General features: G+C 56.4%; 25 protein-coding genes. 5 read left to right on the forward strand and 20 right to left on the reverse strand.

What is annotated here, in order from left to right; translation table 11 throughout:
- Positions 1-6 precede the first annotated feature (6 nt).
- The 4 genes from AC1VYI_RS22820 to dnaB are packed head-to-tail and all read right to left on the reverse strand — an operon-like array spanning position 7 to position 4,102.
- The gene (locus AC1VYI_RS22820) at positions 7-1,017 is read right to left on the reverse strand and encodes an AAA family ATPase (RefSeq protein ID WP_134866901.1); all 1,011 of its coding nucleotides are present in this window, start codon (positions 1,015-1,017) and stop codon (positions 7-9) included.
- Positions 1,014-1,571, reverse strand: a complete 558-nt coding sequence (gene pnuC / locus AC1VYI_RS22825; protein WP_047743080.1) for a nicotinamide riboside transporter PnuC — start codon at positions 1,569-1,571, stop codon at positions 1,014-1,016. The genes AC1VYI_RS22820 and pnuC overlap by 4 nt, the downstream gene beginning before the upstream one ends.
- A 22-nt stretch (positions 1,572-1,593) precedes the next feature.
- Positions 1,594-2,673 (reverse strand): alanine racemase, encoded by a 1,080-nt coding sequence (gene alr, locus AC1VYI_RS22830; RefSeq protein WP_023310047.1) that lies wholly within the window; start codon positions 2,671-2,673, stop codon positions 1,594-1,596.
- A 16-nt stretch (positions 2,674-2,689) separates the two neighbouring features.
- Positions 2,690-4,102, reverse strand: a complete 1,413-nt coding sequence (gene dnaB / locus AC1VYI_RS22835; protein WP_023310046.1) for a replicative DNA helicase — start codon at positions 4,100-4,102, stop codon at positions 2,690-2,692.
- Between the two features lie 66 nt (positions 4,103-4,168).
- On the opposite strand from dnaB, the gene AC1VYI_RS22840 reads away from it, so the two are divergent.
- Positions 4,169-5,152, forward strand: a complete 984-nt coding sequence (locus AC1VYI_RS22840; protein ID WP_134866902.1) for a quinone oxidoreductase — start codon at positions 4,169-4,171, stop codon at positions 5,150-5,152.
- 183 nt (positions 5,153-5,335) lie between these two features.
- Here AC1VYI_RS22840 and pspG read toward each other — a convergent pair whose 3' ends face one another.
- The 4 genes from pspG to AC1VYI_RS22860 all read right to left on the reverse strand — a co-directional run bounded on the left by pspG (position 5,336) and on the right by AC1VYI_RS22860 (position 8,764).
- The gene (gene pspG / locus AC1VYI_RS22845; RefSeq protein WP_023310044.1) at positions 5,336-5,578 is read right to left on the reverse strand and encodes an envelope stress response protein PspG; all 243 of its coding nucleotides are present in this window, start codon (positions 5,576-5,578) and stop codon (positions 5,336-5,338) included.
- 136 nt (positions 5,579-5,714) lie between these two features.
- The gene (gene dusA, locus AC1VYI_RS22850; RefSeq protein ID WP_134866903.1) at positions 5,715-6,710 is read right to left on the reverse strand and encodes a tRNA dihydrouridine(20/20a) synthase DusA; all 996 of its coding nucleotides are present in this window, start codon (positions 6,708-6,710) and stop codon (positions 5,715-5,717) included.
- Between the two features lie 82 nt (positions 6,711-6,792).
- Positions 6,793-8,103, reverse strand: coding sequence for a conjugal transfer protein TraF (locus tag AC1VYI_RS22855; RefSeq protein ID WP_134866904.1), 1,311 nt, complete (start codon positions 8,101-8,103; stop codon positions 6,793-6,795).
- 172 nt (positions 8,104-8,275) lie between these two features.
- The gene (locus tag AC1VYI_RS22860; RefSeq protein WP_023310041.1) at positions 8,276-8,764 is read right to left on the reverse strand and encodes a cupin domain-containing protein; all 489 of its coding nucleotides are present in this window, start codon (positions 8,762-8,764) and stop codon (positions 8,276-8,278) included.
- 114 nt (positions 8,765-8,878) lie between these two features.
- Here AC1VYI_RS22860 and zur point away from each other — a divergent pair, with 114 nt between their 5' ends.
- Positions 8,879-9,391, forward strand: a complete 513-nt coding sequence (gene zur / locus AC1VYI_RS22865; RefSeq protein WP_008503369.1) for a zinc uptake transcriptional repressor Zur — start codon at positions 8,879-8,881, stop codon at positions 9,389-9,391.
- Between the two features lie 69 nt (positions 9,392-9,460).
- Here zur and AC1VYI_RS22870 read toward each other — a convergent pair whose 3' ends face one another.
- The 4 genes from AC1VYI_RS22870 to AC1VYI_RS22885 form a co-directional block, all read right to left on the reverse strand.
- On the reverse strand, positions 9,461-9,670 hold the full coding sequence (locus AC1VYI_RS22870) for a CsbD family protein (RefSeq protein WP_014830284.1): 210 nt from the start codon (positions 9,668-9,670) through the stop codon (positions 9,461-9,463).
- 120 nt (positions 9,671-9,790) lie between these two features.
- Positions 9,791-11,128, reverse strand: a complete 1,338-nt coding sequence (gene dinF / locus AC1VYI_RS22875; RefSeq protein ID WP_134866905.1) for an MATE family efflux transporter DinF — start codon at positions 11,126-11,128, stop codon at positions 9,791-9,793.
- A gap of 63 nt (positions 11,129-11,191) precedes the next feature.
- Complete coding sequence (gene lexA / locus AC1VYI_RS22880; protein WP_023310039.1) at positions 11,192-11,800, reverse strand: transcriptional repressor LexA; 609 nt, start codon at positions 11,798-11,800, stop codon at positions 11,192-11,194.
- Positions 11,801-11,908: 108 nt separating this feature from the next.
- Positions 11,909-12,277, reverse strand: a complete 369-nt coding sequence (locus AC1VYI_RS22885) for a diacylglycerol kinase (protein ID WP_023310038.1) — start codon at positions 12,275-12,277, stop codon at positions 11,909-11,911.
- A gap of 154 nt (positions 12,278-12,431) precedes the next feature.
- Between AC1VYI_RS22885 and plsB the strand changes: the two genes are divergently transcribed.
- On the forward strand, positions 12,432-14,852 hold the full coding sequence (gene plsB / locus AC1VYI_RS22890) for a glycerol-3-phosphate 1-O-acyltransferase PlsB (RefSeq protein ID WP_023310037.1): 2,421 nt from the start codon (positions 12,432-12,434) through the stop codon (positions 14,850-14,852).
- A gap of 117 nt (positions 14,853-14,969) precedes the next feature.
- On the opposite strand, the gene gntU is transcribed toward plsB, so the two are convergent.
- From gntU to AC1VYI_RS22915, 5 genes are all read right to left on the reverse strand, one after another.
- Positions 14,970-16,310 (reverse strand): gluconate transporter, encoded by a 1,341-nt coding sequence (gene gntU / locus AC1VYI_RS22895; RefSeq protein WP_010436459.1) that lies wholly within the window; start codon positions 16,308-16,310, stop codon positions 14,970-14,972.
- 3 nt (positions 16,311-16,313) lie between these two features.
- Positions 16,314-16,841 (reverse strand): gluconokinase, encoded by a 528-nt coding sequence (gntK, locus tag AC1VYI_RS22900; RefSeq protein ID WP_008503362.1) that lies wholly within the window; start codon positions 16,839-16,841, stop codon positions 16,314-16,316.
- Positions 16,842-16,967: 126 nt separating this feature from the next.
- Positions 16,968-17,963, reverse strand: coding sequence for a gluconate operon transcriptional repressor GntR (gntR, locus tag AC1VYI_RS22905; RefSeq protein WP_134866906.1), 996 nt, complete (start codon positions 17,961-17,963; stop codon positions 16,968-16,970).
- Between the two features lie 101 nt (positions 17,964-18,064).
- The gene (locus AC1VYI_RS22910; protein ID WP_003861565.1) at positions 18,065-18,760 is read right to left on the reverse strand and encodes a pirin family protein; all 696 of its coding nucleotides are present in this window, start codon (positions 18,758-18,760) and stop codon (positions 18,065-18,067) included.
- A gap of 123 nt (positions 18,761-18,883) precedes the next feature.
- Positions 18,884-19,921, reverse strand: a complete 1,038-nt coding sequence (locus AC1VYI_RS22915) for an oxidoreductase (RefSeq protein ID WP_134866907.1) — start codon at positions 19,919-19,921, stop codon at positions 18,884-18,886.
- A gap of 256 nt (positions 19,922-20,177) precedes the next feature.
- Between AC1VYI_RS22915 and yhhY the strand changes: the two genes are divergently transcribed.
- Positions 20,178-20,666: an N-acetyltransferase gene (gene yhhY / locus AC1VYI_RS22920; RefSeq protein WP_134866908.1), complete on the forward strand. Its 489-nt coding sequence runs from the start codon at positions 20,178-20,180 to the stop codon at positions 20,664-20,666.
- 106 nt (positions 20,667-20,772) lie between these two features.
- On the opposite strand, the gene ggt is transcribed toward yhhY, so the two are convergent.
- A complete protein-coding gene (gene ggt, locus AC1VYI_RS22925; protein ID WP_023310031.1) occupies positions 20,773-22,518 on the reverse strand; it encodes a gamma-glutamyltransferase in 1,746 nt (581 codons plus the stop codon).
- Between the two features lie 123 nt (positions 22,519-22,641).
- Here ggt and AC1VYI_RS22930 point away from each other — a divergent pair, with 123 nt between their 5' ends.
- On the forward strand, positions 22,642-23,019 hold the full coding sequence (locus AC1VYI_RS22930) for a DUF2756 family protein (protein WP_045355233.1): 378 nt from the start codon (positions 22,642-22,644) through the stop codon (positions 23,017-23,019).
- Here the strand turns inward: AC1VYI_RS22930 and ugpQ are convergent.
- Positions 23,003-23,749 (reverse strand): glycerophosphodiester phosphodiesterase, encoded by a 747-nt coding sequence (gene ugpQ, locus AC1VYI_RS22935; RefSeq protein ID WP_021242741.1) that lies wholly within the window; start codon positions 23,747-23,749, stop codon positions 23,003-23,005. The genes AC1VYI_RS22930 and ugpQ overlap by 17 nt on opposite strands.
- Complete coding sequence (locus AC1VYI_RS22940; protein WP_045355230.1) at positions 23,746-24,816, reverse strand: sn-glycerol-3-phosphate import ATP-binding protein UgpC; 1,071 nt, start codon at positions 24,814-24,816, stop codon at positions 23,746-23,748. The genes ugpQ and AC1VYI_RS22940 overlap by 4 nt, the downstream gene beginning before the upstream one ends.

Consider the following 24,816-nt stretch of genomic DNA (forward strand, 5'->3'; position numbering starts at 1 on the left):
GCGATATCAGGCCAGCCCCTGGATATATCGGCAAATTTGATCGATTCGCTCAGGCAGTGAGCCCTGCACGCGCAGAAAAGGAATATTTCGTGCCGATAGCTCTGCTTCATACCATACCTGCTGTCTGTGGCGAAACGCCTCGCCCTGCCGGGTGCCATCCTGTACAAACGGAAATTCATCTCCGCAAAGTACGACCAGTGCATAGTCTCGTTCAGCTAACTCCTTTAACGCCTGCGGCGCGCTGCCAAACTGATCGAGTGTGTAAAACAGGGTCGTTAAAGGTGACGTATCACAGACCAGATAAGGCGCCGTGCAGGCTAATGCTTCCCGGCGCACTTGCTCGCGGGCAATATGCAGCAAATCCTCCAGCTCCAGGATGCCGTTCTTCGCTTCCCAGTGTTCACGACCATACTCTGCAACGTACGGAACGTTTAGCGTCTGCGCCAGTGCCTTTGCTAGCGTGCTTTTGCCCGTCGATTCTCCACCTAATAAGCAGATACGAAAAACAAAGCTTCGGTACACCTCTGGGGACATCATCTTACGATAACGATGAACATCAGAACGTATGCGCGTTCCCGAAGGGTCATCAGGTCCCAGTGGACGCTGGAGACGAACGTGCGCAACCGGTCGTCCGAAACGTTGGCTCAACACACTAGCAAACCCGTCTCCATAGTCTTCGGCAGTAAATACCGCCTCTGGCTGACAATGCAAAATGTCCTCACATAGCGTTGCAACATAATGCCGGTGAAGATCGTCATCAGCATCATTCGGTGGATGTGGCGCAAGGCCATATGAAGCCAACACTTGCGGCGAAAGCACGAGGTGGCGACATTGCGGGAAGCGCGTTGTTAACCAGTTAAGCCGCTTTTCAGGTTCGTAACCGCGTATTTCCGGCGACGAATAGCTGATGATACAGACCGTCTCGCACTGCTCAAGAGCCGCATTGATAAGCGCTTCATGCCCTGAATGCAAAGGTGCAAATTTGCCCACAACCAGGCCGCTGGCATAACGCTTCATTGCGCGCGGATCTCCTTACGCCACTGATACAGTCCATGCCATGCATTAAACCAAAATAGCAAATATAACCCGGCGGTCAGATGCAGGTCCCTCATCGCATACAGCGGTACCGCCAGCGTGTTAACGGCAATCCAGACGTACCAGTTTTCCAGACGTCGTCCCATCAGCATAAACTGAGCAAGAACGCTGAATGTCAAAATGATGGAATCCAGCCAGGGAGCCCAGGCATTCGTATAGAGATGCAATATCAGTCCATACACCGCCGCCACGCTCACGGCACAGGCCAGGAGCATCAAGAAATGCCCCGGTTTGGTACGACGAACAGGCAATACCTCTCCATGGTTGCCTTTAAGCCAGTGCAACCAGCCGGTTATGCTCGTAACAATGAAGAAGAATTGAAGCGTAACGTCAGCATAAAGCTGTACTGAATAAAAGACCCACGCGTAAAGTCCGCAGCCTATGATGCCAATCCACCACGTATGGATGTTATTTCTGGCGGCCAGCCAGACGGAGAGCGCATAGGCCAGACAAGCAGCGATTTCTGAAGGGGACATTATCCTTCCCTGGAATAAAATGTTAGTCGATGTACTTCATCGCCACCCTTGACGTCAGGCGCGTGATAAGTTCGTAAGCACTCACTTTCGTAATTTCAGCAATGCGTTCGACGGGCAGCCCCTCGCCCCACATCACGACATCGTCGCCGGGCTTATCCTGGGCTTCAGGCCCCAGATCGACACAAATCATGTCCATCGCCACGCGGCCAACAATCTTCACCTCGCGACCGTTGACCAGAACTGGCGTGCCCGAAGGCGCGGCGCGCGGATAGCCGTCACCATAACCCATCGCCACCACGCCGAGACGGGTATCACGCTCGCTGGTCCAGGTACCGCCGTAGCCCACAGGCTCACCCGCTTTATGGTCACGCACGGCAATCAGGTTAGAGACCAGCGACATGACCGGCTGGAAGCCAAAGTCCGGCCCCCAGGGTTTGTTCTCCAGCGGCGACACGCCGTAGAGAATAATGCCTGGTCGCGCCCAGTCGAAATGCGACTGCGGCCACAGCAGAATCCCGCCGGATGCCGCAATCGAGCGCATCCCCGGCTTGCCTTCGCAGAAGGTGTTAAAGATATCCAGCTGCCGCTCGGTCGCACCGCACTCGGGCTCATCGGCACGGGCGAAGTGGCTGACGATATTCACCGGCTGACGCACGTTTTTGCACCGGCATAAACGCTGATAAAACGCTTCCGCGCTTTCCGGACGCACGCCAAGACGGTGCATGCCCGTGTCGAGCTTCATCCAGACGTTCACCGGCTCGCTCAGTTCGGCGGTTTCGAGTGCGGTTAGCTGTTCTTCGTTATGTACCGCCGTGTGCAGATGCTGGTCAGCAATGGTCGGCAGATCGCTGGCTTCGAAAAAGCCTTCGAGGAGCAGTATGGGTTGAGTAATGCCGCCCGCGCGCAGGCGGAGGGCTTCTTCAAGACGGGCGACGCCAAAGGCGTCTGCATCGGGGAGCGTTCGCGCGGTCTCAAGAAGACCGTGTCCGTAAGCGTTCGCTTTCACGACTGCAACGAGCTTGCTGGCAGGCGCCAGTTCACGCAGACGTTGCAGGTTGTGTCGCAGAGCGCGGCGGTTAATAACAACAGTTGCCGCTTGCATTTGAATTCCTTAGAAATTACTCATCATCATATTGAGGACCGGCATAGTTGTCGAAACGCGACCACTGTCCGTTAAAGGTCAGACGCACCGTCCCGATTGGGCCGTTACGTTGTTTACCAATAATAATTTCGGCGATCCCTTTCAGGTCACTGTTCTCGTGATAAACCTCATCACGGTAGATAAACATAATTAAGTCGGCATCCTGCTCGATGGAGCCGGACTCACGCAGGTCAGAGTTGACCGGGCGCTTGTCGGCACGTTGTTCCAGAGAGCGGTTCAGCTGCGACAGCGCGACTACCGGTACGTGCAGCTCTTTGGCTAACGCCTTGAGCGAGCGGGAAATCTCCGCAATTTCAAGCGTACGGTTGTCGGAAAGCGACGGGACGCGCATCAGCTGAAGGTAGTCGATCATGATGAGGCCGATGCCACCGTGTTCACGGGCGATACGGCGCGCGCGGGAGCGCACTTCCGTCGGCGTCAGGCCGGACGAGTCATCGATATAGATGTTACGTTTTTCCAGCAGAATGCCCATGGTGCCGGAGATGCGCGCCCAGTCTTCATCATCAAGCTGGCCGGTACGAATGCGGGTCTGATCTACGCGCGACAGCGACGCCAGAGAACGCATCATAATCTGCTCGGAGGGCATCTCAAGGCTGAAGATCAGCACCGGCTTATCCTGCAACATCGCCGCGTTTTCGACGAGGTTCATCGCAAAGGTAGTTTTACCCATCGACGGACGCGCGGCGACGATAATCAAATCCGACGGCTGCAGGCCGGCGGTTTTCTTGTTCAAATCGTCATAGCCGGTGTTTACCCCGGTCACACCGTCGTGCGGCTGCTGGAACAGCTGTTCAATACGGGCAACGGTGGCGTCGAGGACATCGGCGATGTTTTTTGGGCCTTCGTCTTTATTGGCGCGGCTTTCGGCGATTTTAAAGACGCGGGATTCAGCCAGGTCGAGCAGGTCTTCGCTGGTGCGCCCCTGCGGATCAAAACCGGCCTCGGCGATCTCATTCGCCACCGAGATCATCTCGCGGACGACGGCACGTTCGCGCACGATATCGGCATAAGCGCTGATGTTCGCCGCACTAGGCGTGTTTTTTGACAGTTCCGCCAGATAGGCAAACCCGCCGCAGCTGTCGAGCTGACCAAGACGCTCCAGCGATTCCGCGAGCGTGATCAGGTCGATCGGGCTGCCCGATTCCTGCAGGCGCGCCATTTCAGTAAAGATGTGGCGGTGCGGGCGGGTGTAGAAATCTTCCGCCACGACGCGCTCGGCGACGTCGTCCCAGCGCTCGTTATCCAGCATTAAACCGCCCAACACCGACTGTTCCGCTTCAATCGAGTGCGGCGGGACCTTTAACCCTGCGACCTGGAAATCACGCTCGCGAGGTTCAGTCTGTTTGTTGAAGGGTTTGTTTCCTGCCATAGTGAATGGAGTTACCGAGATAAAGAGTGGGTCGAAAGATTACCATATTTTTCTTACGGAGGGAGCATGGCAACGCGCATTGAATTCCAGAAACACGGTGGGCCAGACGTACTGAAAGCGGTGGAGTTCACACCTGCCGCGCCTGGCGAAAACGAAGTGCAGGTTGAAAACAAAGCCATCGGCATTAACTACATCGACACCTATATTCGCGGCGGTCTCTACCCGCCGCCGTCAATGCCGAGCGGCCTGGGCACCGAGGCGGCCGGTGTCGTCGTTAAAGTGGGCAGCGCGGTTAAGCATATTAAAGAGGGCGATCGCGTGGTATACGCGCAGTCTGCGCTGGGCGCTTACAGCTCCGTCCACAACGTTCCGGCGGATAAAGCCGCCCTGCTGCCTAACGCCATCTCCTTTGAGCAGGCGGCGGCCTCGTTTCTGAAAGGCCTGACGGTTTACTACCTGCTGCGCAAAACCTATGAAATTAAACCCGACGAGCAGTTCCTGTTCCATGCCGCAGCGGGTGGCGTCGGGCTCATCGCCTGTCAGTGGGCAAAGGCACTGGGCGCGAAGCTTATCGGCACCGTCGGAAATGCACAAAAAGCGCAGCGCGCGCTGCAGGCGGGCGCCTGGCAGGTGATTAACTATCGTGAAGAGAGCATTGTTGAGCGGCTGAAGGAGATCACCAGCGGCAAAAAAGTGCGCGTGGTGTATGACTCGGTGGGGAAAGACACGTGGGAAGCGTCGCTGGACTGTCTGCAGCGCCGTGGTCTGATGGTCAGCTTCGGCAATTCGTCAGGCGCGGTAACCGGCGTTAACCTCGGTATTCTGAATCAGAAAGGTTCGCTGTATGTGACTCGCCCTTCCCTGCAAGGATACATCACCAACCGGGAAGAACTTGAGGAAGCCAGCAACGAGCTGTTCTCGCTGATCGCCAGCGGCGTCATCAAAGTGGAGGTGTCAGATGCGCAAAAATTCGCGCTGACCGATGCGCGGCGCGCGCATGAGGTGCTGGAGAGCCGGGCGACGCAGGGATCGAGCTTGTTGATTCCCTGAGTCCCAAAAGAAATTGGGCTTCCCGTGGGAAGCCCTTTCTTTTTTTAGTTCGGCTGTATGTAGGGTACAGCTCGATGAATTCTTTAACGGCAGTCATAGTGACAGATTCGATAACTAAATCCTATTCTGTTCTAAGCCATGCCGCCGGAAAAGTTACAAGTATGTGACGAACCCCTCAATACCTTAGTAACGGAAGCGGTTATTGCGCTGATAACTGGGCACTTTTGGCGCTTTAATCGCCCGAATCACCCACACGACCGCAATGGCCAGCAGTAGCCACGGCAACAGTTTGATCGTCAGCGCAAACAGTCCGCCAATAAACATGACCACCGTCGCCACCACGATAGCCGCCAGAATGCCGAGCAGCGAAACGCCTGTCGCTAACAGCATGACAAAAAAGCCAATCACAAAAAGTAGTTCCAGCATGGTGTTCTCCCACGAGTTCCCGAGTAATGCAGTCAGCATTACAAGAATCATGCCAGCATTAAGCTGTTGTTATTAAAGCAAAAAGCCCCGCGAGCGTTCGCAGGGCGTGGTGAATTTGACGAACTTTTAGCGAAAGTTATCGCTTGTCTGCCACCAGTCGCAGCGCATGTTCCAGCACCTCAATATCGGCACCGGCTTTATGCGCATTCTCGCTCAGGTAGCGGCGCCACTGACGCGCGCCCGGAATCCCCTGGAACAGACCAAGCATATGGCGGGTGATATGGCCGAGATAGGTACCATTGCTCAACTCGCGCTCAATGTAAGGGTACATCGCACGCACGACCGCAACCGGATCGGTGTCCGCGCCTTCGATACCAAAGATTTCGCGATCGACCGTCGTCAGAATACCCGGGTTTTGATACGCCTCGCGCCCGACCATCACGCCATCCATATGCCCCAGATGCGCTTTGGCCTCTTCCAGCGACTTGATGCCACCGTTGATGGACATCGTCAGGTGCGGGAAGTCACGCTTCAGTTGATACACGCGCGGATAGTCCAGCGGCGGGATCTCACGGTTCTCTTTCGGGCTGAGGCCGGAGAGCCAGGCTTTTCGCGCGTGAATGATGAACATCTCGCACTCGCCTTTCCCGGATACCGTGTTGATGAAGTCGCACAGGAATTCGTAGCTGTCCTGGTCGTCAATGCCGATACGGGTTTTGACCGTGACCGGAATGGAGACCACATCGCGCATCGCCTTGATACAGTCCGCTACCAGCTGTGCATTCCCCATCAGACAGGCGCCAAACATGCCGTTTTGCACGCGGTCGGACGGGCAGCCAACGTTCAGGTTGATCTCGTCGTAGCCGCGTTCTTCCGCCAGCTTCGCGCACTGCGCCAGCGCGGCCGGATCGCTGCCGCCCAGCTGCAGGGCAACCGGATGCTCTTCTTCGCTATAGGCCAGATAGTCGCCCTTCCCGTGAATGATTGCGCCCGTGGTCACCATTTCGGTGTACAGCAGCGTATGGCGGGAGAGCTGGCGCAGGAAATAGCGGCAGTGTCTGTCCGTCCAGTCGAGCATCGGCGCAATGGAGAAACGGTGTGCAGGGAAAGCGGTCTGTAATTCTGACGACATGGCGAAGTTTTAAGCATCTGGTTGAAAAGGGGCGCTACTATAGCACAAAGAAAAGCCGGAGGCGCAGCGCCTCCGGTGGACTTTAGAACGTCATGCTCAGCTGAGCCCCGGCACCCCAGGTTTCGTCCTCGCCGTACAGACCCATCAGGTCAACATGAACGGTACTGAACGGCGCGAAACCGACACCGCCGGTAAAGACATTGCTGTCGTTACCCTTCACGTCCGCGCGATAACCCGCACGCACCGCCAGCCAGCTGAGCGGCGTAACCTCGGCACCGACCCCCACGTACTGCGACGTATCTTCGCTCTTGAAGCCTTTGGTTTCCGTCAGATCGCCATCGGCGGTCAGCGTCACCAGGTCGTTGTGCCAGGCGGCACCGGCGGTCACCAGCGGACGGATCTGGTAGGTGTCTTTATAGCTCACCACTTCTCCCGTCCGGCCGTTGCGGATACGGATATCTTTGGTGTCGATATCGCGCGACATCAGGTTTTGGCCGCTCACGCCAACGGTCCAGTGTTCGCCGAAATCAGCCGCAATACCGGCATCGACGTTAAAGCCCGTGTCGTCCGTGCGGTAGCGGCTGTCGTTCCACTTGTTACTGTCATAATCGTAGATTGACGTGGTGTAGTTATAGACCCAGGTTTTTTGCAGTTTTGGCGTAACCCCTACGGAAACCGGGACGCCGCCGAGGTCAAACTGACGGGCAACGGCAACACCATAGTCGGACACAATCGCTGCCCGGCCAGACGCCGTTGAGTTGAGATTTTTAGTGATCTGATCCGTACCGTTCAGCGCAGCGTCCAGGGCAACACCGGCAGCCACCACATTGCTTCGTTGAATACCGCGCAGATAATCAATATCTTGCTGATCGATAGACGAACTCACCCGGCCATGGGCGTACCCTTTCGCCATAAAGGCCACGGAAAGCACATCGTTAGGAATACTCACGGCAAGCCCTGCGCCTGCCGTCGCGCGTGCGGTTTTGCCCTTGAGATAGTCCAGCTCATCGGCCAGATCTTTGGCCGCGCCCTGGAATTGATTAATGGAACCTAACGGATTGGTGATGACCTGAATTGGCGTAAGGTTATCAACCACATCCTTATAGTGATTAATTTTGTCGTTGATGGTATCAATCTCATCCTGAAGATTGTCCTCATCCGTCACCTGAACGCCAACGGCCGGCAAAATGACCGTCACATCATCGTCCGGTTTTGCCTTTGCCAGCAACGCGGGGTTGATTAACGCCCCGCTACCATAGCTCCCGGAGGCAACGCCAGTGCCACCCATTGCGTCACTCCGTGATTCTGTCCAGGTATTGGCTGCTCCCGCCTGATTTGCCATAAACAAGGAAACAGCGATACTAACCACCGAAAATTTAAAATTTTTTTTCACAGTATGCCCGTTATAGTCTGTTATGAAATAACCCCTGTCTGTTATCACCCAAACAGGAACGAACTATTGCTGTGAATAAGTAGTAAAAGACCCGCTATTTCTATCCCTAAGTAAAACTTCCTTACGGCCTGTTGTATTTTGTGACGGCCCTCAATATTTATAGAAGAGGAAATTATTTTTTCCCAGGTTTTCCATCATGCGGTCCAAAAAACTGGGGCGGGTGGTCTACCCAGCGATCCTCACGGGTAGCGGCATAAACGGGGTTAAGCGGATAGTAGATGCGATTGTGTTTCTTGTTGGCCTCGCCAACGACCAGTAACCGCACCTCTTCGTCCGTGTTGTTGATAAAGGTATGGCAAATACCCGTTCCGGCAGGAAACCCCACGCTGTCGCCCGGTTCAAGTTTCCATAAATAGCCATTAATCCACGCTTCTGGATGACCTTCGAGCACATAAACGAACTCTTCTTCATCGCTTTCCGCATGCGGATAGGACGTCCTGCGCCCGGGCGGTAAACGCTCATGATGGATACCAATGCGCCCGAGCCCAAGCTTGCGAGCCAACGGGGCGCCGATAGAAAAACGCTCATCGCTATCTGGGTAGGTCGAATCATCCGCGCCTTCAACGTCGCGCCAGTGCCGAATACAGTCAGGTTTTTTCATTGTTTATTTCCCGGTTTGTAATGGGTCAGGTATAGCACAGACTGGCGGATCTCGGCGTTTTTACCAGAACATGATAAAGTGGGGGTTTCCGTCCTATAACATCCGGGGTGCTAAATGGATAAGTCCACAAAAGAGCTGTTAGCGCAGGCCGAAAAGCTATGTGCGCAACGCAATGTGCGCCTGACTCCGCAGCGCCTTGAAGTCTTACGTCTGATGAGCCTGCAGCAGGGTGCTATCAGCGCCTACGATCTCCTCGACCTGCTCCGCGAAAGCGAGCCGCAGGCGAAGCCACCGACGGTGTATCGCGCGCTGGATTTCCTGCTGGAACAAGGATTCGTGCATAAAGTTGAGTCCACAAACAGCTATGTGTTGTGCCATCTGTTCGATCAGCCTACCCACACATCGGCGATGTTTATCTGTGACCGATGCGGCGTGGTGAAAGAAGAGGCTGCGGAAGGCGTGGAAGATATTATGCATACGCTGGCAGCGAAAATGGGTTTTGCCCTGCGTCATAACGTGATTGAAGCGCACGGACTGTGCTCTGCCTGCGTGGAAGTGGAAGCCTGTCGTCATCAGGACGCGTGTCAGCACGACCACTCTATTCTTGTGAAGAAAAAACCGCGTTAACGGCAAAAGAAAAGGCGGCTCATGGCCGCCCTCAGGGTGTACTTCCTTGTACTTGCGGGTAAAGCCCGGTTACCAGCGGTAGTCGTTGCGTTTTTCCCAGTCGCCCACTTCTTTTTCCGCCTGGTCTTTCGCGTAGCCGTAACGTTCCTGAATTTTACCGACAAGCTGATCGCGTTTACCTTCAATGACGGTCATATCGTCATCAGTCAGCTTACCCCACTGTTCTTTCGCTTTACCTTTGAACTGCTTCCAGTTGCCGCCGATTTCGTCTTTATTCATCATCGTGTCCTCTTAGTTAAGCGTCGGGTCGTAACGTCCGTTACGTTCTTTTCTGCTGGACGTGATAATTATTGTAGTTAAGGATTCGGCAGTTGATTTCATATTCGGAATCTTTAACCGTCACGATATATCGTGACGTGTAGGGAACCAGGTATCGTTTTGCCAGTGGCGATGCCAGATAAAAGCCAGCGATATCCCTCTCAGCGAGAGGAAAACGGCCAGGGCCAGCCACAAACCGTGATTACCCAGCCAGGGAAGCGTCAGCAGCGTCAGGCCAAACCCTGCCGCCGCGACCGCCATGCTGTTGCGCATTTCCGCTCCGCGCGTCGCACCAATAAACATGCCGTCCAGCAGATAACACCAGACGCCGACCACCGGTAAGATGACTTGCCAGATGAGATAGTGACTCGCCAGCTCGCGCAGCGCAGGGATAGACGTAAGCAACGCGACGATTTGCTCACCAAGGCAGGCATAAACCAGGCCGAACGCCAGCGCCACCAGTCCCGACTGGCGGCAGGCTGCCCGCCAGACGTCCCGCAGCTGCCCGCTTTCGCGCGCGCCGTAAGCCTGCCCGGAATACGCTTCTACCGCATAGGCAAAACCGTCCAGCGCGTAGGCGGTAAAGGTCAGTAGCGTCATCAATACCGCGTTGACCGCAACGATTTCTGGCCCCAGTCGCGCCCCGAAAACCGTCAGCGCGCCGAAGCAGAGCTGAAGCAGCAGCGAGCGCAGCATGATGTCACGATTAAGCGCCAGCAGCCTACGGATATTGCCGCGCCATGCAGTTTTGAGCTGCGCCAGGGAGATGCCGCGCATCGCCAGCACGCGCCAGACCATCCACAGACCAATAATAAAGGTTCCGTATTCGGCAATTGCCGTCGCCAGCGCCGCGCCCCGCACGTTCATATGCAGGCCCATTACCAGCCAGACATCCAGCACAATGTTGAGAAGGTTGCCTACCACCAGCAAAATCACTGGTGCACGGGCGTACTGAACGCCCAGGAGCCACCCCAGCAGAACCAGGTTTGCCAGCGAGGCGGGCGCGCTGAGCCAGCGGATTTCAAGGAAACGTCGCGCCTGAGCAAGTACCGCCTCGCTGCCGCCGACAACATGGAGCGCAAGGTCGATAAGAGGCGCACGAAATAAAACGATTAACGCCCCTGCACCGAGCGCAAGGATCAGCGGCTGGACCAGCGCGCGCGCCAGACGCAGCGGATCTTTTGCACCATAAGCCTGGGCCGTGAGCCCGGTGGTGCTCATGCGCAAAAAGAGCAGCAGCATAAACAGGAAGCTGGTTGCCGTCGCGCCAATCGCCACGCCGCCAAGATAAACAGGCGAATCAAGGTGGCCAATAACGGCAGTATCGACCAGACCCAGCAAGGGAACGGTAATATTGGAGAAAATCATCGGCAGAGCAAGACGCCACAATGCCTTATCGGATGCCGTCAGCAGTGACATGAAAAATACCGGGAGTCGAGAATGGAGCAGGCTACAGCGGCGCCATAGCCTGTCAGGAAGAGGTTACAGCCATTCGCCGTTGCGAATGACCCCAACCGCCAGTCCTTCGATAGAGAAGTTGTGTTCGCGGAGATCGACCACAATCGGGGAGAACTCGTTGTTTTCAGGCAGTAGCTGAACGGTGTTCCCCTGTTTTTTCAGACGCTTGACGGTGACTTCATCATCTATGCGCGCGACAACCACCTGGCCGTTACGCACATCCTGCGTTTTGTGCACCGCAAGCAGATCGCCGTCAAGAATACCGATGTCTTTCATCGACATACCGCTGACGCGCAGCAGGAAATCAGCGCTTGGTTTGAACATGCCAGGATCGACCTGGTAGTGGCCTTCAATATGCTGCTGTGCCAGTAAAGGCTCACCGGCAGCAACACGGCCTATCAGCGGAATGCCCGTCTCTTCTTCCACCAGCAGGCGGATACCGCGTGACGCGCCTGAAACAATCTCAATCACGCCTTTACGCGCCAGCGCTTTCAGGTGTTCTTCAGCAGCATTCGGAGAACGGAAGCCCAGACGCTGCGCGATTTCCGCACGCGTGGGTGGCATACCCGTCTGGCCGATATGATCCCGGATGAGATCAAACACCTCTTGCTGCCTGGTCGTTAACGCTTTCATTCCGCCCCCTGGGTGTATATACAGTTATGCTGTGAGTATATACAGTCAAAGGCGATTTTGGAACCAAAAACTGCACAAAAAACCAGGGACTTAATTATTCCTCGAGGCTCATCGGAAATGTGACCAAAGCAGCGTGACCCAGGTGATAACAGCAGTGATAATCGCCAGCAGCACGGCAGCAGAGCCCATGTCTTTTGCGCGGCCAGAAAGCTCATGGAAATCTGAACCTATGCGATCAACAACGGCCTCAATAGCGCTATTAAGAATTTCCACTATCATCACCAGAAGCACGGAACCGATTAGAAGTACGCGGGTAATAGCATCAATATCAAGGAAACAGGCGACGATCACCGCGATGATAGCGGCGACGCCCTCCTGGCGAAAGGCAGCTTCGTTGATCCACGCGGCACGGAAACCTTTCCATGAATAGCCGGCGGCTTTGATGATACGCGTTAACCCAGTGGTATTATTGGCCATTAAAAGAACCTTTTATGAAAAAAAGCGTCAGTAACAGGAACTGTAGCGCGTTTCGCTACAGCCTGAAGTATGACGGGTAACAACAGAAATTTTGCGCGCTTTCTGTTATCCTTGCGCCGCAATTGCATTATTAACCAGAGGCTTTACATCGTTTATGTCCGGCTGGCCACGAATTTACTACAAATTACTTAATTTACCATTAAGCATCCTGGTAAAAAGCAAGTCTATCCCAGCAGAACCCGCGCTGGAATTGGGGCTCGATACGTCGCGTCCTATTATGTACGTTTTGCCTTATAACTCGAAGGCAGACTTACTGACGCTTCGCGCCCAGTGTCTGGCGCATGACTTACCTGACCCGCTTGAACCGCTTGAAGTTGACGGTACGCTGCTGCCGCGCTACGTGTTCATTCACGGTGGACCGCGCGTGTTTACCTATTACACGCCAAAAGAAGAGTCCATCAAGCTGTTCCACGACTATCTTGACCTGCACCGCAGCAACCCCGATCTGGATGTGCAGATGGTGCCGGTATCGGTGATGTTTGGTCGTCGTCCGGGCCGTGAAAAAGGTGAAGAGAACCCGCCGCTGCGCATGCTTAATGGCATCCAGAAGTTCTTCGCGGTCTCCTGGCTGGGACGCGACAGCTTTGTGCGTTTCTCCCCTTCCGTTTCGCTGCGTCGAATGGCGGACGAGCACGGTACCGACAAGATCATCGCGCAAAAACTGGCGCGCGTGGCGCGTATGCACTTCGCCCGACAGCGCCTGGCTGCCGTAGGGCCGCGTCTCCCGGCGCGTCAGGATCTGTTCAACAAGCTGCTGGCCTCCAAAGCGATTGCTCGCGCCGTTGAAGACGAAGCGCGCAGCAAGAAAATATCGCATGAGAAAGCCCAGCAGAACGCCATTGCGCTGATGGAAGAGATTGCAGCGAACTTCTCTTACGAGATGATTCGCCTGTCCGATCGTATTCTCGGCTTTACCTGGAACCGCCTGTATCAGGGCATCAACGTTCATAACGCCGAGCGCGTACGCCAGCTGGCGCATGATGGCCATGAGATTGTCTATGTTCCCTGCCACCGCAGCCACATGGACTACCTGCTTCTTTCCTACGTGCTCTATCACCAGGGACTGGTACCGCCGCATATTGCTGCCGGTATCAACCTGAATTTCTGGCCAGCAGGTCCGATTTTCCGCCGCCTGGGCGCGTTCTTTATCCGTCGTACCTTCAAGGGCAACAAGCTCTACTCCACCGTGTTCCGCGAATATCTGGGCGAGCTGTTCAGCCGCGGCTATTCCGTTGAGTACTTCGTGGAGGGCGGTCGTTCCCGTACCGGACGTCTGCTCGATCCGAAGACCGGCACGCTGTCGATGACCATTCAGGCGATGCTGCGCGGAGGAACCCGTCCAATCACGCTGGTGCCAATCTACATTGGCTATGAGCACGTAATGGAAGTGGGCACGTACGCGAAAGAGCTGCGCGGTGCGACCAAAGAGAAAGAGAGCCTGCCGCAGATGCTGCGCGGCTTGAGCAAGCTACGTAATCTCGGTCAGGGCTACGTGAACTTCGGCGAGCCGATGCCGCTGATGACGTACCTGAACCATCACGTTCCCGAGTGGCGTGAATCCATCGATCCAATCGAAGCGATTCGTCCAGCCTGGCTGACGCCAACGGTCAACGGCATCGCGTCCGAGCTGATGGTGCGCATTAACAACGCCGGTGCGGCTAACGCCATGAACCTGTGCTGTACGGCGCTTCTGGCTTCGCGTCAGCGCTCGCTGACCCGCGAGCAGCTCACGGAGCAGCTGGATTGCTATCTGGACATGATGCGCAACGTGCCGTATTCCGTTGATTCAACCGTGCCTTCTGCTACCGCCAGTGAGCTTATCGATCACGCTTTGCAGATGAACAAGTTTGAAGTCGAAAAGGACACGATCGGCGACATCATCATTCTGCCGCGCGAACAGGCAGTGCTGATGACCTACTACCGCAACAACATCACCCATATGCTGATGCTGCCGTCGCTCATGGCGGCTATCATCACCCAGCACCGCAGTATTTCGCGTCAGGAGCTATTGCGTCACGTTGAGACGCTCTATCCGATGCTGAAAGCGGAACTGTTCCTGCGCTGGAGTAAGGATGAGCTGGCGGGCGAACTGGACAAACTGACGGAAGAGCTGCGTCGTCAGGGGCTGATCGCCGTTTCAAACGACGAACTCCACATCAATCCGTCGCGTTCCCGTACCCTGCAACTGCTGGCGGCCGGCGCGCGCGAAACGCTGCAGCGCTACGCCATTACGTTCTGGCTGCTGAGTGCGAACCCGTCTATCAACCGCGGTACGCTGGAGAAAGAGAGCCGGACGCTGGCCCAGCGCCTGTCCGTGCTGCACGGCATTAACGCCCCTGAATTCTTCGATAAAGCAGTCTTCAGCACCCTGGTTCTGACGCTGCGCGACGAAGGCTACATCAGCGATACGGGCGATGCCGAGCCGGAAGAGACGCTGAAGGTGTATCAGATGCTGGCAGAACTGATCACCTCGGATGTGCGTTTGACGATTGAGAGCGCGACGCAGGGCGAGTGATGTAAAAAAGCCGGGTGGGGTTTCACCTGACCCGGCCTGGCGTTCTGCATAATATAAAGGCCCGGTAAGCGTTAACGCTACCGGGCCTTATTTTTGAGCCTTGTTAAATCACCGCATTCAGCTCAGCAATGTGAAAGCAATCATCCCGACAATCGCACCCGTCGTGCCGAGGATGGTTTCCATCAGCGTCCAGGTTTTCAGGGTTTGCGCTTCGGTAGCGCCGGTAAATTTCCCGAACAGCCAGAAGCCCGCGTCGTTAACGTGAGAGACTACAATCGAACCGCCCGCAATACAGATAGACAGCGCCGCCATCTGCGCACCCGAGTAGTTCAGCTGTTCAATCACCGGCATCACCAGACCCACGGCGGTTAAGCACGCCACGGTTGCGGAACCCTGAATGATACGCACCGCCGCCGCCAGCACGAAGCAGGTTACCGCAATCGGCAGGCCCATCCCGGTCAGCGCTTCGCCCAGAGCCGGACCCACGCCAGAATCCACCAGCACCTGCTTGAACACGCCGCCGGCACCGATCACCAGCAGGATAATACCCGCCGGCTGCAGCGCGGCACCGCAGATCTCCATCACCCGGTCTTTCGGCATTCCCTGACGCATCGCCAGGCCGTAAATCGCCACCAGACAGGCCACCAGGATCGCCGTGAACGGGTGACCGATGAACTCGAACCATTCATAGGCGCTGGAACCCACCGGCACAAAGCGCGCGGCGATGGTTTTCAGACCCACGAGAACCAGCGGCAGCAGGATCAGCGACAGGCTGAAGCCGAAGGACGGCATTTTGCCCTCGCCCAGGTGCGGCTCGGTGATGTCGTCCGGAATATGCAGCTCAACGTAACGGCTGATGAAGTTGCCCCACAGCGGACCGGCAATAATCATCCCTGGAATTGCCGCGCACAGGCCAATCAGGATCATCCAGCCAAAGTCGGCGTGCATCTGGGACGCCAGCAGCATCGGCGCAGGCCCCGGCAGCAGAAACGCTGCAGCCGCCGCCACGCCCGCAAACAGCGGAATAACCAGCTTCACGAGGTTAGTGCCGGTATGGCGCGCCATGGAGAACGCGACGCTTATCAGCAGCACAACGGCCACTTCGAAGAACAGCGGCAGCGCGCAAATCAGGCCCGCCAGACCAATCGCGTAGTGCGCGCGGCTGTGGCCGAAGGATTTCAGCATCTTGACGGCAATCTGGTCGACCGCGCCCGTCTCGTGCAAAATCTTGCCAAACATCGCGCCAAGGGCGACCACAATCGCCAGGAAGCCCAGCGTGCCTCCCATCCCTTTTTCCATCGTCGCGGCGATCTTGTCGAGCGGCATACCGGAAAAGAGACCTGCACCTATAGAAACCACCATCAAAGCGACAAAAGCGTGCATACGCGCCTTCATCACTAAAAACAGCAGCAGCAACACGGAACCCACTGCTGTCAAAACTAGCGTTAATGTACTCAAAACTTACTGCCTTTTATTAATGACCTCGATGGTGCTAGCAACAACACCCTCCAGTGACTGATCGATATCAACCACTAAGACGTCTTTCTCATCTTCACCCGGCTCCTGCAGCGCTTCGAACTGCGTCACCAGCATCTGGGTTTTGAAGAAGTGACCTTTACGCGCCTTCAGGCGGCTTTCAATCACCTCGAAATCCCCTTTCAGGTAGATGAAAGAGAGGTTCGGGTTGCCGTCGCGCAGCAGGTCGCGGTAGGTTTTTTTCAGCGCGGAGCAAACAATCAGGGAGACTTTGTTGGTACGCTGCATAGCGAACGCGGCGTCATTCAGCGCCTGCAACCACGGTTTGCGGTCGTCGTCGTTCAGCGGCTCGCCGGAGGCCATTTTCATGATGTTGCTGCGCGGATGGAGGAAGTCGCCATCAAGAAACGCAGCCTGGAGTTGATGCGCCACTTCGCTGGCTACGGCTGATTTCCCGCTACCGGAAACGCCCATCAGGACGTAGACGTGGTGATCGTGATTAGTCGTGCTCAAAGGGTGTCCCTCAGTCAATTGTTACGGGTAACAGTTATCGGTAACATTGTCCTGCCGGGGCAAAAGAGAAGCAATATCCAAACGTGCGCGAAGTGAATAAGTGTGAGCTACTTCAAATTTGTCAGTTCAAATAGATCCACCCGGTGACAAGGTGAAACCTAAATCTAACATTTTTGGGGTAACCGTCTCGCCACGAATGCGCGCCAGCAGGCGTTCTGCGCCAATGCGGCCCATACGTTCACGCGGGGTGAGGACGCTCGCCAGACGCGGCTCCATCACCTGGCCGATGTCGTGGCCGTGGAAACCGGCAATTGCCATATCATCAGGGATCTTGAGCCCCAGACGCTGACACTCAAACGCCGCGCCGACCGCAAGGTCATCGTTGGTGCAGAAAATACCGTCCAGTTGCGGATACTCGCGTCGTGCCTGACGAATCAGTTCAATACCCGACGTATAGGAAGAGGACTGCTCCACCATCACGCTGTAGGGGGTTAAGTTCGCGTCGAGCATCGCCTGCTCGTATCCCTTCTGTTTGATGATAGTACGTTCATCAAGACGCGCACCCAGATAGGCGATATGACGATGCCCACGGGCGATGATGGCCGCCGTCATCTGGCGCGCCGCTTCGAAGTTATCGAACCCCACGGCGATATCGAGGCACGGCGACTGGCTGTCCATCAGCTCCACCACCGGGATACCGGCCACTTCGATCATTTTGAGCGTGCGGGCAGTGTGGGTACGTTCCGTTAAAATCAGGCCGTCGATGTTCCAGGAAAGCATCGATTCAAGACGTTCTTCTTCCAGCTCCGGCTTGTACCCGTAGTGGGCGAGCATGGTCTGATAGCCAAAAGCATCGGTGACGCTTTCAATGCCGCGCAAAACTTCGGCGAAAACCTGGTTGGTCAGGGAAGGAAGCAGAACGCCCACCGCACGGCTGGTCGCATTGGAGAGAATATCGGGCGCGCGGTTGGGGATATAACCCAGTTCATCAAGGGCAGCGGCAATCTTGCCACGTAACGCCACGGAAACCTGCTCCGGGTTACGTAAAAAACGGCTGACCGTCATTTTGGTCACACCGACGCGATCGGCGACATCCTGAAGTACGGGGCGTTTCTTTTTCATCGTCCTGAGAAATCTTGAAGTGAAAGATTTGCTCAGTTTATCACGGACAAAGCCCATCCTTCCCCTGTCAAAGGGAAGGATGGGCATTTATTTATGATTTATTACACCGGCGGCAGGTCAAACAGCAGAATTTCACTTTCGCTGTCGGCATGCACGGAGAGCGCCTGCTCATCCCAGACGGCCAGGCCATCGGCGGTTGTCGCTTTGGTGCCGTTGATGGACACTTCACCTTTCACCACCTGGATCCAGACGCGGCGGTTGGCGGCAATCTGGTGCACAGACTGTTCGTCTTTCGCCAGCGCCCAGCGGTACAGCTCCATATCCTGATGAACCTTCAGAGAACCTTCACGCGCATCCGGGGACAGCACCAGCTGTTTGCCCTGTTTCGCGTCGAAGCGGCGCTGCTCGTAGCGCGGCGTGATGCCGGTCTCTTCTGGAATGATCCAGATTTGATACAGGTGCAGTTTTTCCGTTTTGCTCGGGTTGTACTCGGAGTGACGCACCCCGGTACCCGCGCTCATAATCTGGAACTCGCCCGCCGGAACCTGCTCTTTGTTGCCCATGCTGTCCTGGTGCTCAACCGCCCCTTCCAGCACATAGGTCAGGATTTCCATGTCTTTGTGCGGGTGGGTACCGAAGCCCTGGCCTGCATCAATCACGTCGTCGTTAATCACGCGCAGTGCGGAGAAGCCCATGAAGTTCGGGTCGTAGTAGTCGGCAAACGAGAATGAATGCCATGAGTCCAGCCAGCCATGATTCGCGTGACCACGTTCGTTTGCTTTGCGTAAGTAGATCATTGTTTTCACCCTCAGTTCGTTTCGATGGAATAAGTGTGGACGCAAACCGCCTGGGATCATAGAGGGTGAAAATTGACTCCTCTGTTCAAAAATTATGAATAAGCGCAGAGGAGCCGTTTTTGCTTATTTCGCGAGGGTTACCGTGGCAGGAGAAGCCTGCTCGAAGGCCCGCTCGAGGATTTCCAGGTTGGTCAGAACGTCAGATTCCTTGACGTAATTCGGCGCGCCGGTTGTGAGAGTTTCATACAGCGCATCGTAGACGCGGCCATAGTCGCCAATTTCCGGTTTCATCTCTTCCCTGACCGTCACGCCCTCATCGTTTACGTATTCCAGAATGCCCACGGAATCATCCGCCGCAAAGCCCGGCTCACCCGGCATGATGTTAGCCTTCAGGCTGGTCTCCTGCTGGTCGATGCCGTACTTGATGAACGAGCCTCGGGTTCCGTGAACGATAAATTTCGGATAGTCGATTTTCACCAGATGACTGGTTTTGACGATGGCTTTCAGGTCGCCGTAGAACAGCTGCGCTTCAAAGGTGTCGTCCGGGTTGGCTTTATTACGCAGGCTGCGGATGTCATACGCCACGTGGTCCGGTCGGCCAAACAGGGAGATGATCTGGTCCATCGTATGCACGCCCAGACCATAGAACGAGCCGTCCTGCGGCAGGCCGGGTTGGGTCTCCGCCACCGGACGGTAGTAATCGAAGTGGCTTTCGATTTCCACAATGCCGCCCAGCTTGCCGCTTTCAATCGCCTTTTTTGCCGTCAGGAAGCAGCTGTCAAAGCGACGGTTCTGATACGGCGTAACGGTCAGGCCTTTACTTTTCGCCAGCGCGAACAGCTCTTTTGCTTCGGCGATGGTCGGGGTGAACGGTTTTTCTACCAGCACGTTTTTGCCCGCTTCCAGCGCGCGTTTCGCGTAGTCAAAATGGCTGTCGGCGTGGGTGCAGACGACAACCAGTTTGACCTGCGGGTCGTTAAGAACTTCATCAAGATCGCTGGTGAAATGGACATGAGAATACTGCGGGGATTGCTCTTCCGGCTTCGCGCGGCGGCGGTAGATATGGGTCACGTGCCAGCTGTCTTTACGGTTGAGAACATACGGCAGGTGGTAGCGGGTCGTACTTTTACCAAATCCAATAAATGCGCAATGTAGTGTCATGGCTCAGTCCTTTTGGAAGGTTACTGAGTCTAACCATAACAAAAAAAAAGCCAGCTAAAAGCTGGCTAAAGTAATACTGGAAGCAATGTGAGCAATGTCGTGCTTTCAGGTTCCCGTAGCGGTCTTCCTGAATGCAGAGCAATAATAATCATTCTCATTCGCACTTGTCCAATACTTTTTGCAAAAAATAGCGGTTGACTCAAGTTTTAAAGTCATTGATGTTGGAAGGGACGTTTAACTGACTGAGGAATAAGGAATGAGTGAGATAGTGATACGCCACATCGAACCCAGCGATGCAGAAGCTTTGCGCGACATCATGTCGCATCCTGATGTGTATCACGACACGCTACAGCTCCCTCATCCCTCAATGGAAATGTGGCACGAACGCGTTGCGACAAAACCAGGCCGACGCCATCTTGTTGCCTGTCTGGAACAGCGCGTTATTGGACATATGGCGCTGGACGTGATGGAAAACCCGCGTCGCAGCCACGTTGCCACATTCGGCATCAGCGTGGCTGCGGATATGCAGGGACGCGGCGTAGGCCGCAGGCTCATGAGCGAAATGGTTAATCTGTGCGACAACTGGCTGCGCATCGAACGAATCGAACTGACGGTCTTTGCCGATAACCCCGCGGCAGTTGCGCTCTATAAAAATTTTGGTTTTGAAATCGAAGGAACCGGCAGGAAATTTGCCCTGCGCAACGGTGAGTATGTGGATGCGTATTATATGGCGAGAATGAAGTGACACACTCCCCTCACCCCGGCCCTCTCCCCACAGGGGCGAGGGAGAAAAGACCGCACCGTGCAATCCCCTCTCCCCTGCGGGGAGAGGGTTAGGGTGAGGGGAATCGTTAATACCCCGCCGACAAATCATCCACCGACCGTGGATCCGACGCGCCAAACAGCGCCCCGTCCGGCCCGACCATAATGCTCTGGGTGCTGCCCATCGCCTCCTTCACCGCCACCTTCTGCCCGCGCTGTTCAAGCAGCTTGATGGTGTCCGGGCTAAAGCCCTTCTCCACGCGCAGCTCGTCCGGCAGCCACTGGTGATGGAAACGCGGTGCGTTGGTCGCTTCGGCGACGTTCATCCCAAAGTCGATGCTGTTCACCACCATCTGCAGCACGGTGGTGATAATACGGCTGCCGCCAGGGCTGCCGGTTACCAGCCAGGTTTTCCCGTCTTTCACGACAATGGTGGGCGACATGGACGACAGCGGACGCTTCTTCGGCCCGACGGCGTTTGCATCGCCGCCCACCAGCCCGTAGACGTTCGGCACGCCCGGCTTGGCGGAGAAATCATCCATCTCGTTGTTCAGCAAAATGCCGCTGTTGCCCGCCACAATCCCGGTGCCGAAGGTGGTATTGAGCGTATAGGTCACCGCCACCGCGTTACCGTCTTTATCCACCACCGAGAAGTGGGTGGTCTGGTTGCTTTCGTACGGCGCCAGCTTGCCGGGGCGGATCTCGCTCGACGGTTTGGCCTTGTTGATGTCGATCTGATCGGCAATGGATTTGGCATACGCCTTGTTGGTCAGCGCCTGCCACGGCACCTTCACGAAATCCGGATCGCCGAGATATTCCGACCGGTCGGCGTAGGCGCGTTTTTCCGCTTCCGCCATCACCTGCATGGCGTCCGCGCTGCCGAAGCCGAACTTGTGCATATCGAAGTTTTCGAGAATATTGAGGATCTGCACGATGTGGATCCCACCGGAGGACGGCGGCGGCATGGAGAAGACCTCGTATCCGCGATAGGTGCCGCTAATCGGCTCGCGCTCCACCGCCTTGTATTCCGCCAGATCCGCTTTGGTGATGAGCCCGCCGTTCTTCTGCATCTCTTCGGCAATCTGGTCGGCAATCGCCCCTTTGTAGAAGGCGTCCGGGCCGTGCTCCGCAATCAGCTCCAGGCTTTTGGCGAGGTTCTTCTGCACCAGCCTGTCGCCCTTCTTCAGCGGCTCACCGTCTTTCCAGAAGATGGCCTTGCTGTTTTCGTGATTCGGAATGACTTCGCTGCCGTAGGTCTTGAGATCGTCCGCCAGCGCATCGTTTACCACAAAGCCGTCGCGCGCCAGCTTGATGGCAGGCTGCACCACCTTGTTCAGCGGCATCGTGCCGTATTTTTCCAGCGCCAGCGAGAATCCCGCAACGGTGCCCGGCGTGCCGGTGGCGAGGTGCGAAGTCAGGGATTTTTTGCTGTCAGGGTTACCCTGATCGTCGAGGAACATATCGCGGGACGCCTGAGAAGGGGCCATTTCGCGGAAATCGATAGCGGTGGTTTTGCCGTCTTTGGTGCGCAGCATCATAAAGCCGCCGCCGCCCAGGTTCCCCGCCTGCGGATGCGTCACCGCCAGCGCATAGCCGACGGCGACCGCTGCATCCACCGCGTTACCGCCCTGCCTGAGAATGTCGACGCCCACGCGGGTCGCCAGTGCATCCACTGACGCCACCATCCCGTGGGTTGCCCTCACGGGATGAAAGACATCTTCCTCCACGCCGTAAGAGACCGGAGGCGCCGCGGGCGGGTTGGCCGCCACGCTAAATGTACCGCCTGCCATCAGCGCGGCAATGGCGACCCAGCGCAAAAACGTTGGTTTCATCATTATTGTTCTCCAGGTGAAGGGATCCATATTCCCCGCTTAAGCCTGGTTCACAACTCCTAAAAAATCATCGTCATGGTGAAATCAGGGTAAACTTAAGAGAGACCTCAAAAGGAGGAAATGACAATGAAACGCTTGATGATTCTTGCGGCGCTGATCCCGTTTGCCGCGCTCGCACAGCCACTCAACACCATGAACAACCCGAACCAGCAGGGCTATGTTATCCCGAGCCAGCAGCGTATGCAGACGGAGATGATGAGCCAACAGCAGCAGCAAAAAGGAATGCTCAATCAGCAACTGAGAACGCAGACCCAGATGCAGCAGCAAAGCCTGCAAAATCAGATGAATGCCAACACCCAGCGCGTACAGCAGGGTCAGGTGCGCGAGCAGCCGCTGCCGAACAAAAACGGCGGAATGTTAGGGGGGGTGACGTCGTCAGGCAGCGGACAGCAGCACATGCTGCCGCCGCAGTCGAATGGCAGTATGCTTAATCCGCAGAACTAAAGTCCGGGCCGATCAGGTCGATTGCATCGGTACAGATGCTGTCCACGCCCCAGCGCAGCAGTTCGGCTGCGCGCTGGGGTTTGTTAACCGTGTAGACCAGAATATGCAGACCCGCGTCCTTCAGCATCTTCACCCGCGCCTCATCCAGCAGCTTGTGGTTGAGATGGATAGAAACGCACGCTAAGCGTGTCGTCAGCTCGCGCCAGTCCTCGCGCCACTCGTCAAGCAGCAGCCCGCGCGGCAGCTCCGGCACGGCCGCCTGTGCGGCCTCCAGCGCATCGATTTCAAATGATGACAGCAGCGGCGCGGTCATCCCTTCCCACAGCTCGCGCGCGGCCAGGGCAATGACTTTGCCCGTCAGCGGCCCGGTGCCGGTGGTCGGTTTGATTTCGATATTGGCCATCATGCCGTGCTGGCGACAGCGATCGGCCACTTCCGCCAGCAGCGGCAGCGGCTCGCCTTTGAATTCGCCGCTGTACCAGCTTCCGGCGTCGACCTTCAGCAGATCGCGCCACGGCAGCTCGCCAGCCACGCCCCATCCGTTGCTGGTGCGTTCGAGGTTATCGTCATGCAGCAGGAAAATCTCGCCGTCTTTCGACAGCTTGGCGTCGAACTCGATCATCGTGTGACCGTAGCGTGCGCCAACGTCAATCGCCGCCAGCGTATTTTCCGGCGCCAGCTTACCGCCGCCGCGGTGGGCGACGACGTGGGGATAAGGCCAGTTGCTCATACTCGTTGTCCTGTTTCACCGTCAAACAGGTGCAGATGGTTTTCCGGCAGGTGCAGCCACAGCGTACTGCCTGCTTTAGGGCGCTCCTGATGTGCCAGCCGCACCACCATTTTTTGCTCGCCCCAGCGCCCGTGCGCCAGGTTATCTGCACCCAACATCTCCAGCGTGTCCATCACCAGCGGCACGCCGCCTTCCGCCTGAGAGGTTAAACCAATATGTTCCGGGCGGATACCAAGCGTCATCTTACGCCCGGCGTGGCCACGATAGTACCAGTTGATCGGCAATGCCATCCCGCTTTCCAGCTCAAAGTGCGTGCCCGCATTGCTGATACGCCCTTCCAGCAGATTCATCGCCGGGCTGCCGATAAAGCTCGCCACGAAACGGGTGGCCGGTTTCTCGTAGACCTCCACCGGGGTACCAATCTGCTCGGCAACGCCTTTGTTCATCACCATCACGCGCTGGGCGAGGGTCATGGCTTCAACCTGATCGTGGGTGACGTACAGAGAGGTGGTTTTCAGACGACGGTGCAGCTGCTGCAGCTCAAGACGCATCTGCACGCGCAGCCTGGCGTCGAGGTTAGACAGCGGCTCATCGAACAGAAATACCGCCGGATCGCGCACGATGGCGCGCCCCATTGCCACGCGCTGGCGCTGGCCGCCGGAGAGCTCGCGCGGGCGGCGCTTCAGCAGGCCGTCCAGCTCGAGAATACGCGCCGCCTCTTTCACCCGCTCGTCGATAAGGCCTTTGCCCATGCCGCGGATTTTCAGCCCCCAGGCCATGTTCTCTTCCACGCTCATGTGCGGATAGAGGGCGTAGTTCTGGAACACCATCGCGATGCCCCTGTCTTTTGGCTCCATTTCGGTGACGCGCTGACGATCAATCCAGATATCCCCGGAGGTTACGCGCTCCAGCCCCGCCACCATGCGCAGCAGGGTGGATTTGCCGCAGCCGGACGGGCCGACCATCACGATGAATTCTCCGTCCGCCACGTCGAGCGTCAGCGGCTGAATCACCTGGGTTTTACCATCCCAGCTTTTGGTTACTGCCTGAAGTTTTAAACCTGCCAT

Source organism: Enterobacter sp. QK-SA4 (genome assembly GCF_056856775.1).

What these genes read in the sequence shown, in the direction of transcription:
- AC1VYI_RS22820 (WP_134866901.1), bottom strand. Translation starts at nt 1,017, where the DNA reads ATGAAGCGTTATGCCAGCGGCCTGGTTGTGGGCAAATTTGCACCTTTG.
- pnuC (WP_047743080.1), bottom strand. Translation starts at nt 1,571, where the DNA reads ATGTCCCCTTCAGAAATCGCTGCTTGTCTGGCCTATGCGCTCTCCGTC.
- alr (WP_023310047.1), bottom strand. Translation starts at nt 2,673, where the DNA reads ATGCAAGCGGCAACTGTTGTTATTAACCGCCGCGCTCTGCGACACAAC.
- dnaB (WP_023310046.1), bottom strand. Translation starts at nt 4,102, where the DNA reads ATGGCAGGAAACAAACCCTTCAACAAACAGACTGAACCTCGCGAGCGT.
- AC1VYI_RS22840 (WP_134866902.1), top strand. Translation starts at nt 4,169, where the DNA reads ATGGCAACGCGCATTGAATTCCAGAAACACGGTGGGCCAGACGTACTG.
- pspG (WP_023310044.1), bottom strand. Translation starts at nt 5,578, where the DNA reads ATGCTGGAACTACTTTTTGTGATTGGCTTTTTTGTCATGCTGTTAGCG.
- dusA (WP_134866903.1), bottom strand. Translation starts at nt 6,710, where the DNA reads ATGTCGTCAGAATTACAGACCGCTTTCCCTGCACACCGTTTCTCCATT.
- AC1VYI_RS22860 (WP_023310041.1), bottom strand. Translation starts at nt 8,764, where the DNA reads ATGAAAAAACCTGACTGTATTCGGCACTGGCGCGACGTTGAAGGCGCG.
- zur (WP_008503369.1), top strand. Translation starts at nt 8,879, where the DNA reads ATGGATAAGTCCACAAAAGAGCTGTTAGCGCAGGCCGAAAAGCTATGT.
- AC1VYI_RS22870 (WP_014830284.1), bottom strand. Translation starts at nt 9,670, where the DNA reads ATGAATAAAGACGAAATCGGCGGCAACTGGAAGCAGTTCAAAGGTAAA.
- dinF (WP_134866905.1), bottom strand. Translation starts at nt 11,128, where the DNA reads ATGTCACTGCTGACGGCATCCGATAAGGCATTGTGGCGTCTTGCTCTG.
- lexA (WP_023310039.1), bottom strand. Translation starts at nt 11,800, where the DNA reads ATGAAAGCGTTAACGACCAGGCAGCAAGAGGTGTTTGATCTCATCCGG.
- AC1VYI_RS22885 (WP_023310038.1), bottom strand. Translation starts at nt 12,277, where the DNA reads ATGGCCAATAATACCACTGGGTTAACGCGTATCATCAAAGCCGCCGGC.
- plsB (WP_023310037.1), top strand. Translation starts at nt 12,432, where the DNA reads ATGTCCGGCTGGCCACGAATTTACTACAAATTACTTAATTTACCATTA.
- gntR (WP_134866906.1), bottom strand. Translation starts at nt 17,963, where the DNA reads ATGAAAAAGAAACGCCCCGTACTTCAGGATGTCGCCGATCGCGTCGGT.
- AC1VYI_RS22910 (WP_003861565.1), bottom strand. Translation starts at nt 18,760, where the DNA reads ATGATCTACTTACGCAAAGCAAACGAACGTGGTCACGCGAATCATGGC.
- AC1VYI_RS22915 (WP_134866907.1), bottom strand. Translation starts at nt 19,921, where the DNA reads ATGACACTACATTGCGCATTTATTGGATTTGGTAAAAGTACGACCCGC.
- yhhY (WP_134866908.1), top strand. Translation starts at nt 20,178, where the DNA reads ATGAGTGAGATAGTGATACGCCACATCGAACCCAGCGATGCAGAAGCT.
- ggt (WP_023310031.1), bottom strand. Translation starts at nt 22,518, where the DNA reads ATGATGAAACCAACGTTTTTGCGCTGGGTCGCCATTGCCGCGCTGATG.
- AC1VYI_RS22930 (WP_045355233.1), top strand. Translation starts at nt 22,642, where the DNA reads ATGAAACGCTTGATGATTCTTGCGGCGCTGATCCCGTTTGCCGCGCTC.
- ugpQ (WP_021242741.1), bottom strand. Translation starts at nt 23,749, where the DNA reads ATGAGCAACTGGCCTTATCCCCACGTCGTCGCCCACCGCGGCGGCGGT.
- AC1VYI_RS22940 (WP_045355230.1), bottom strand. Translation starts at nt 24,816, where the DNA reads ATGGCAGGTTTAAAACTTCAGGCAGTAACCAAAAGCTGGGATGGTAAA.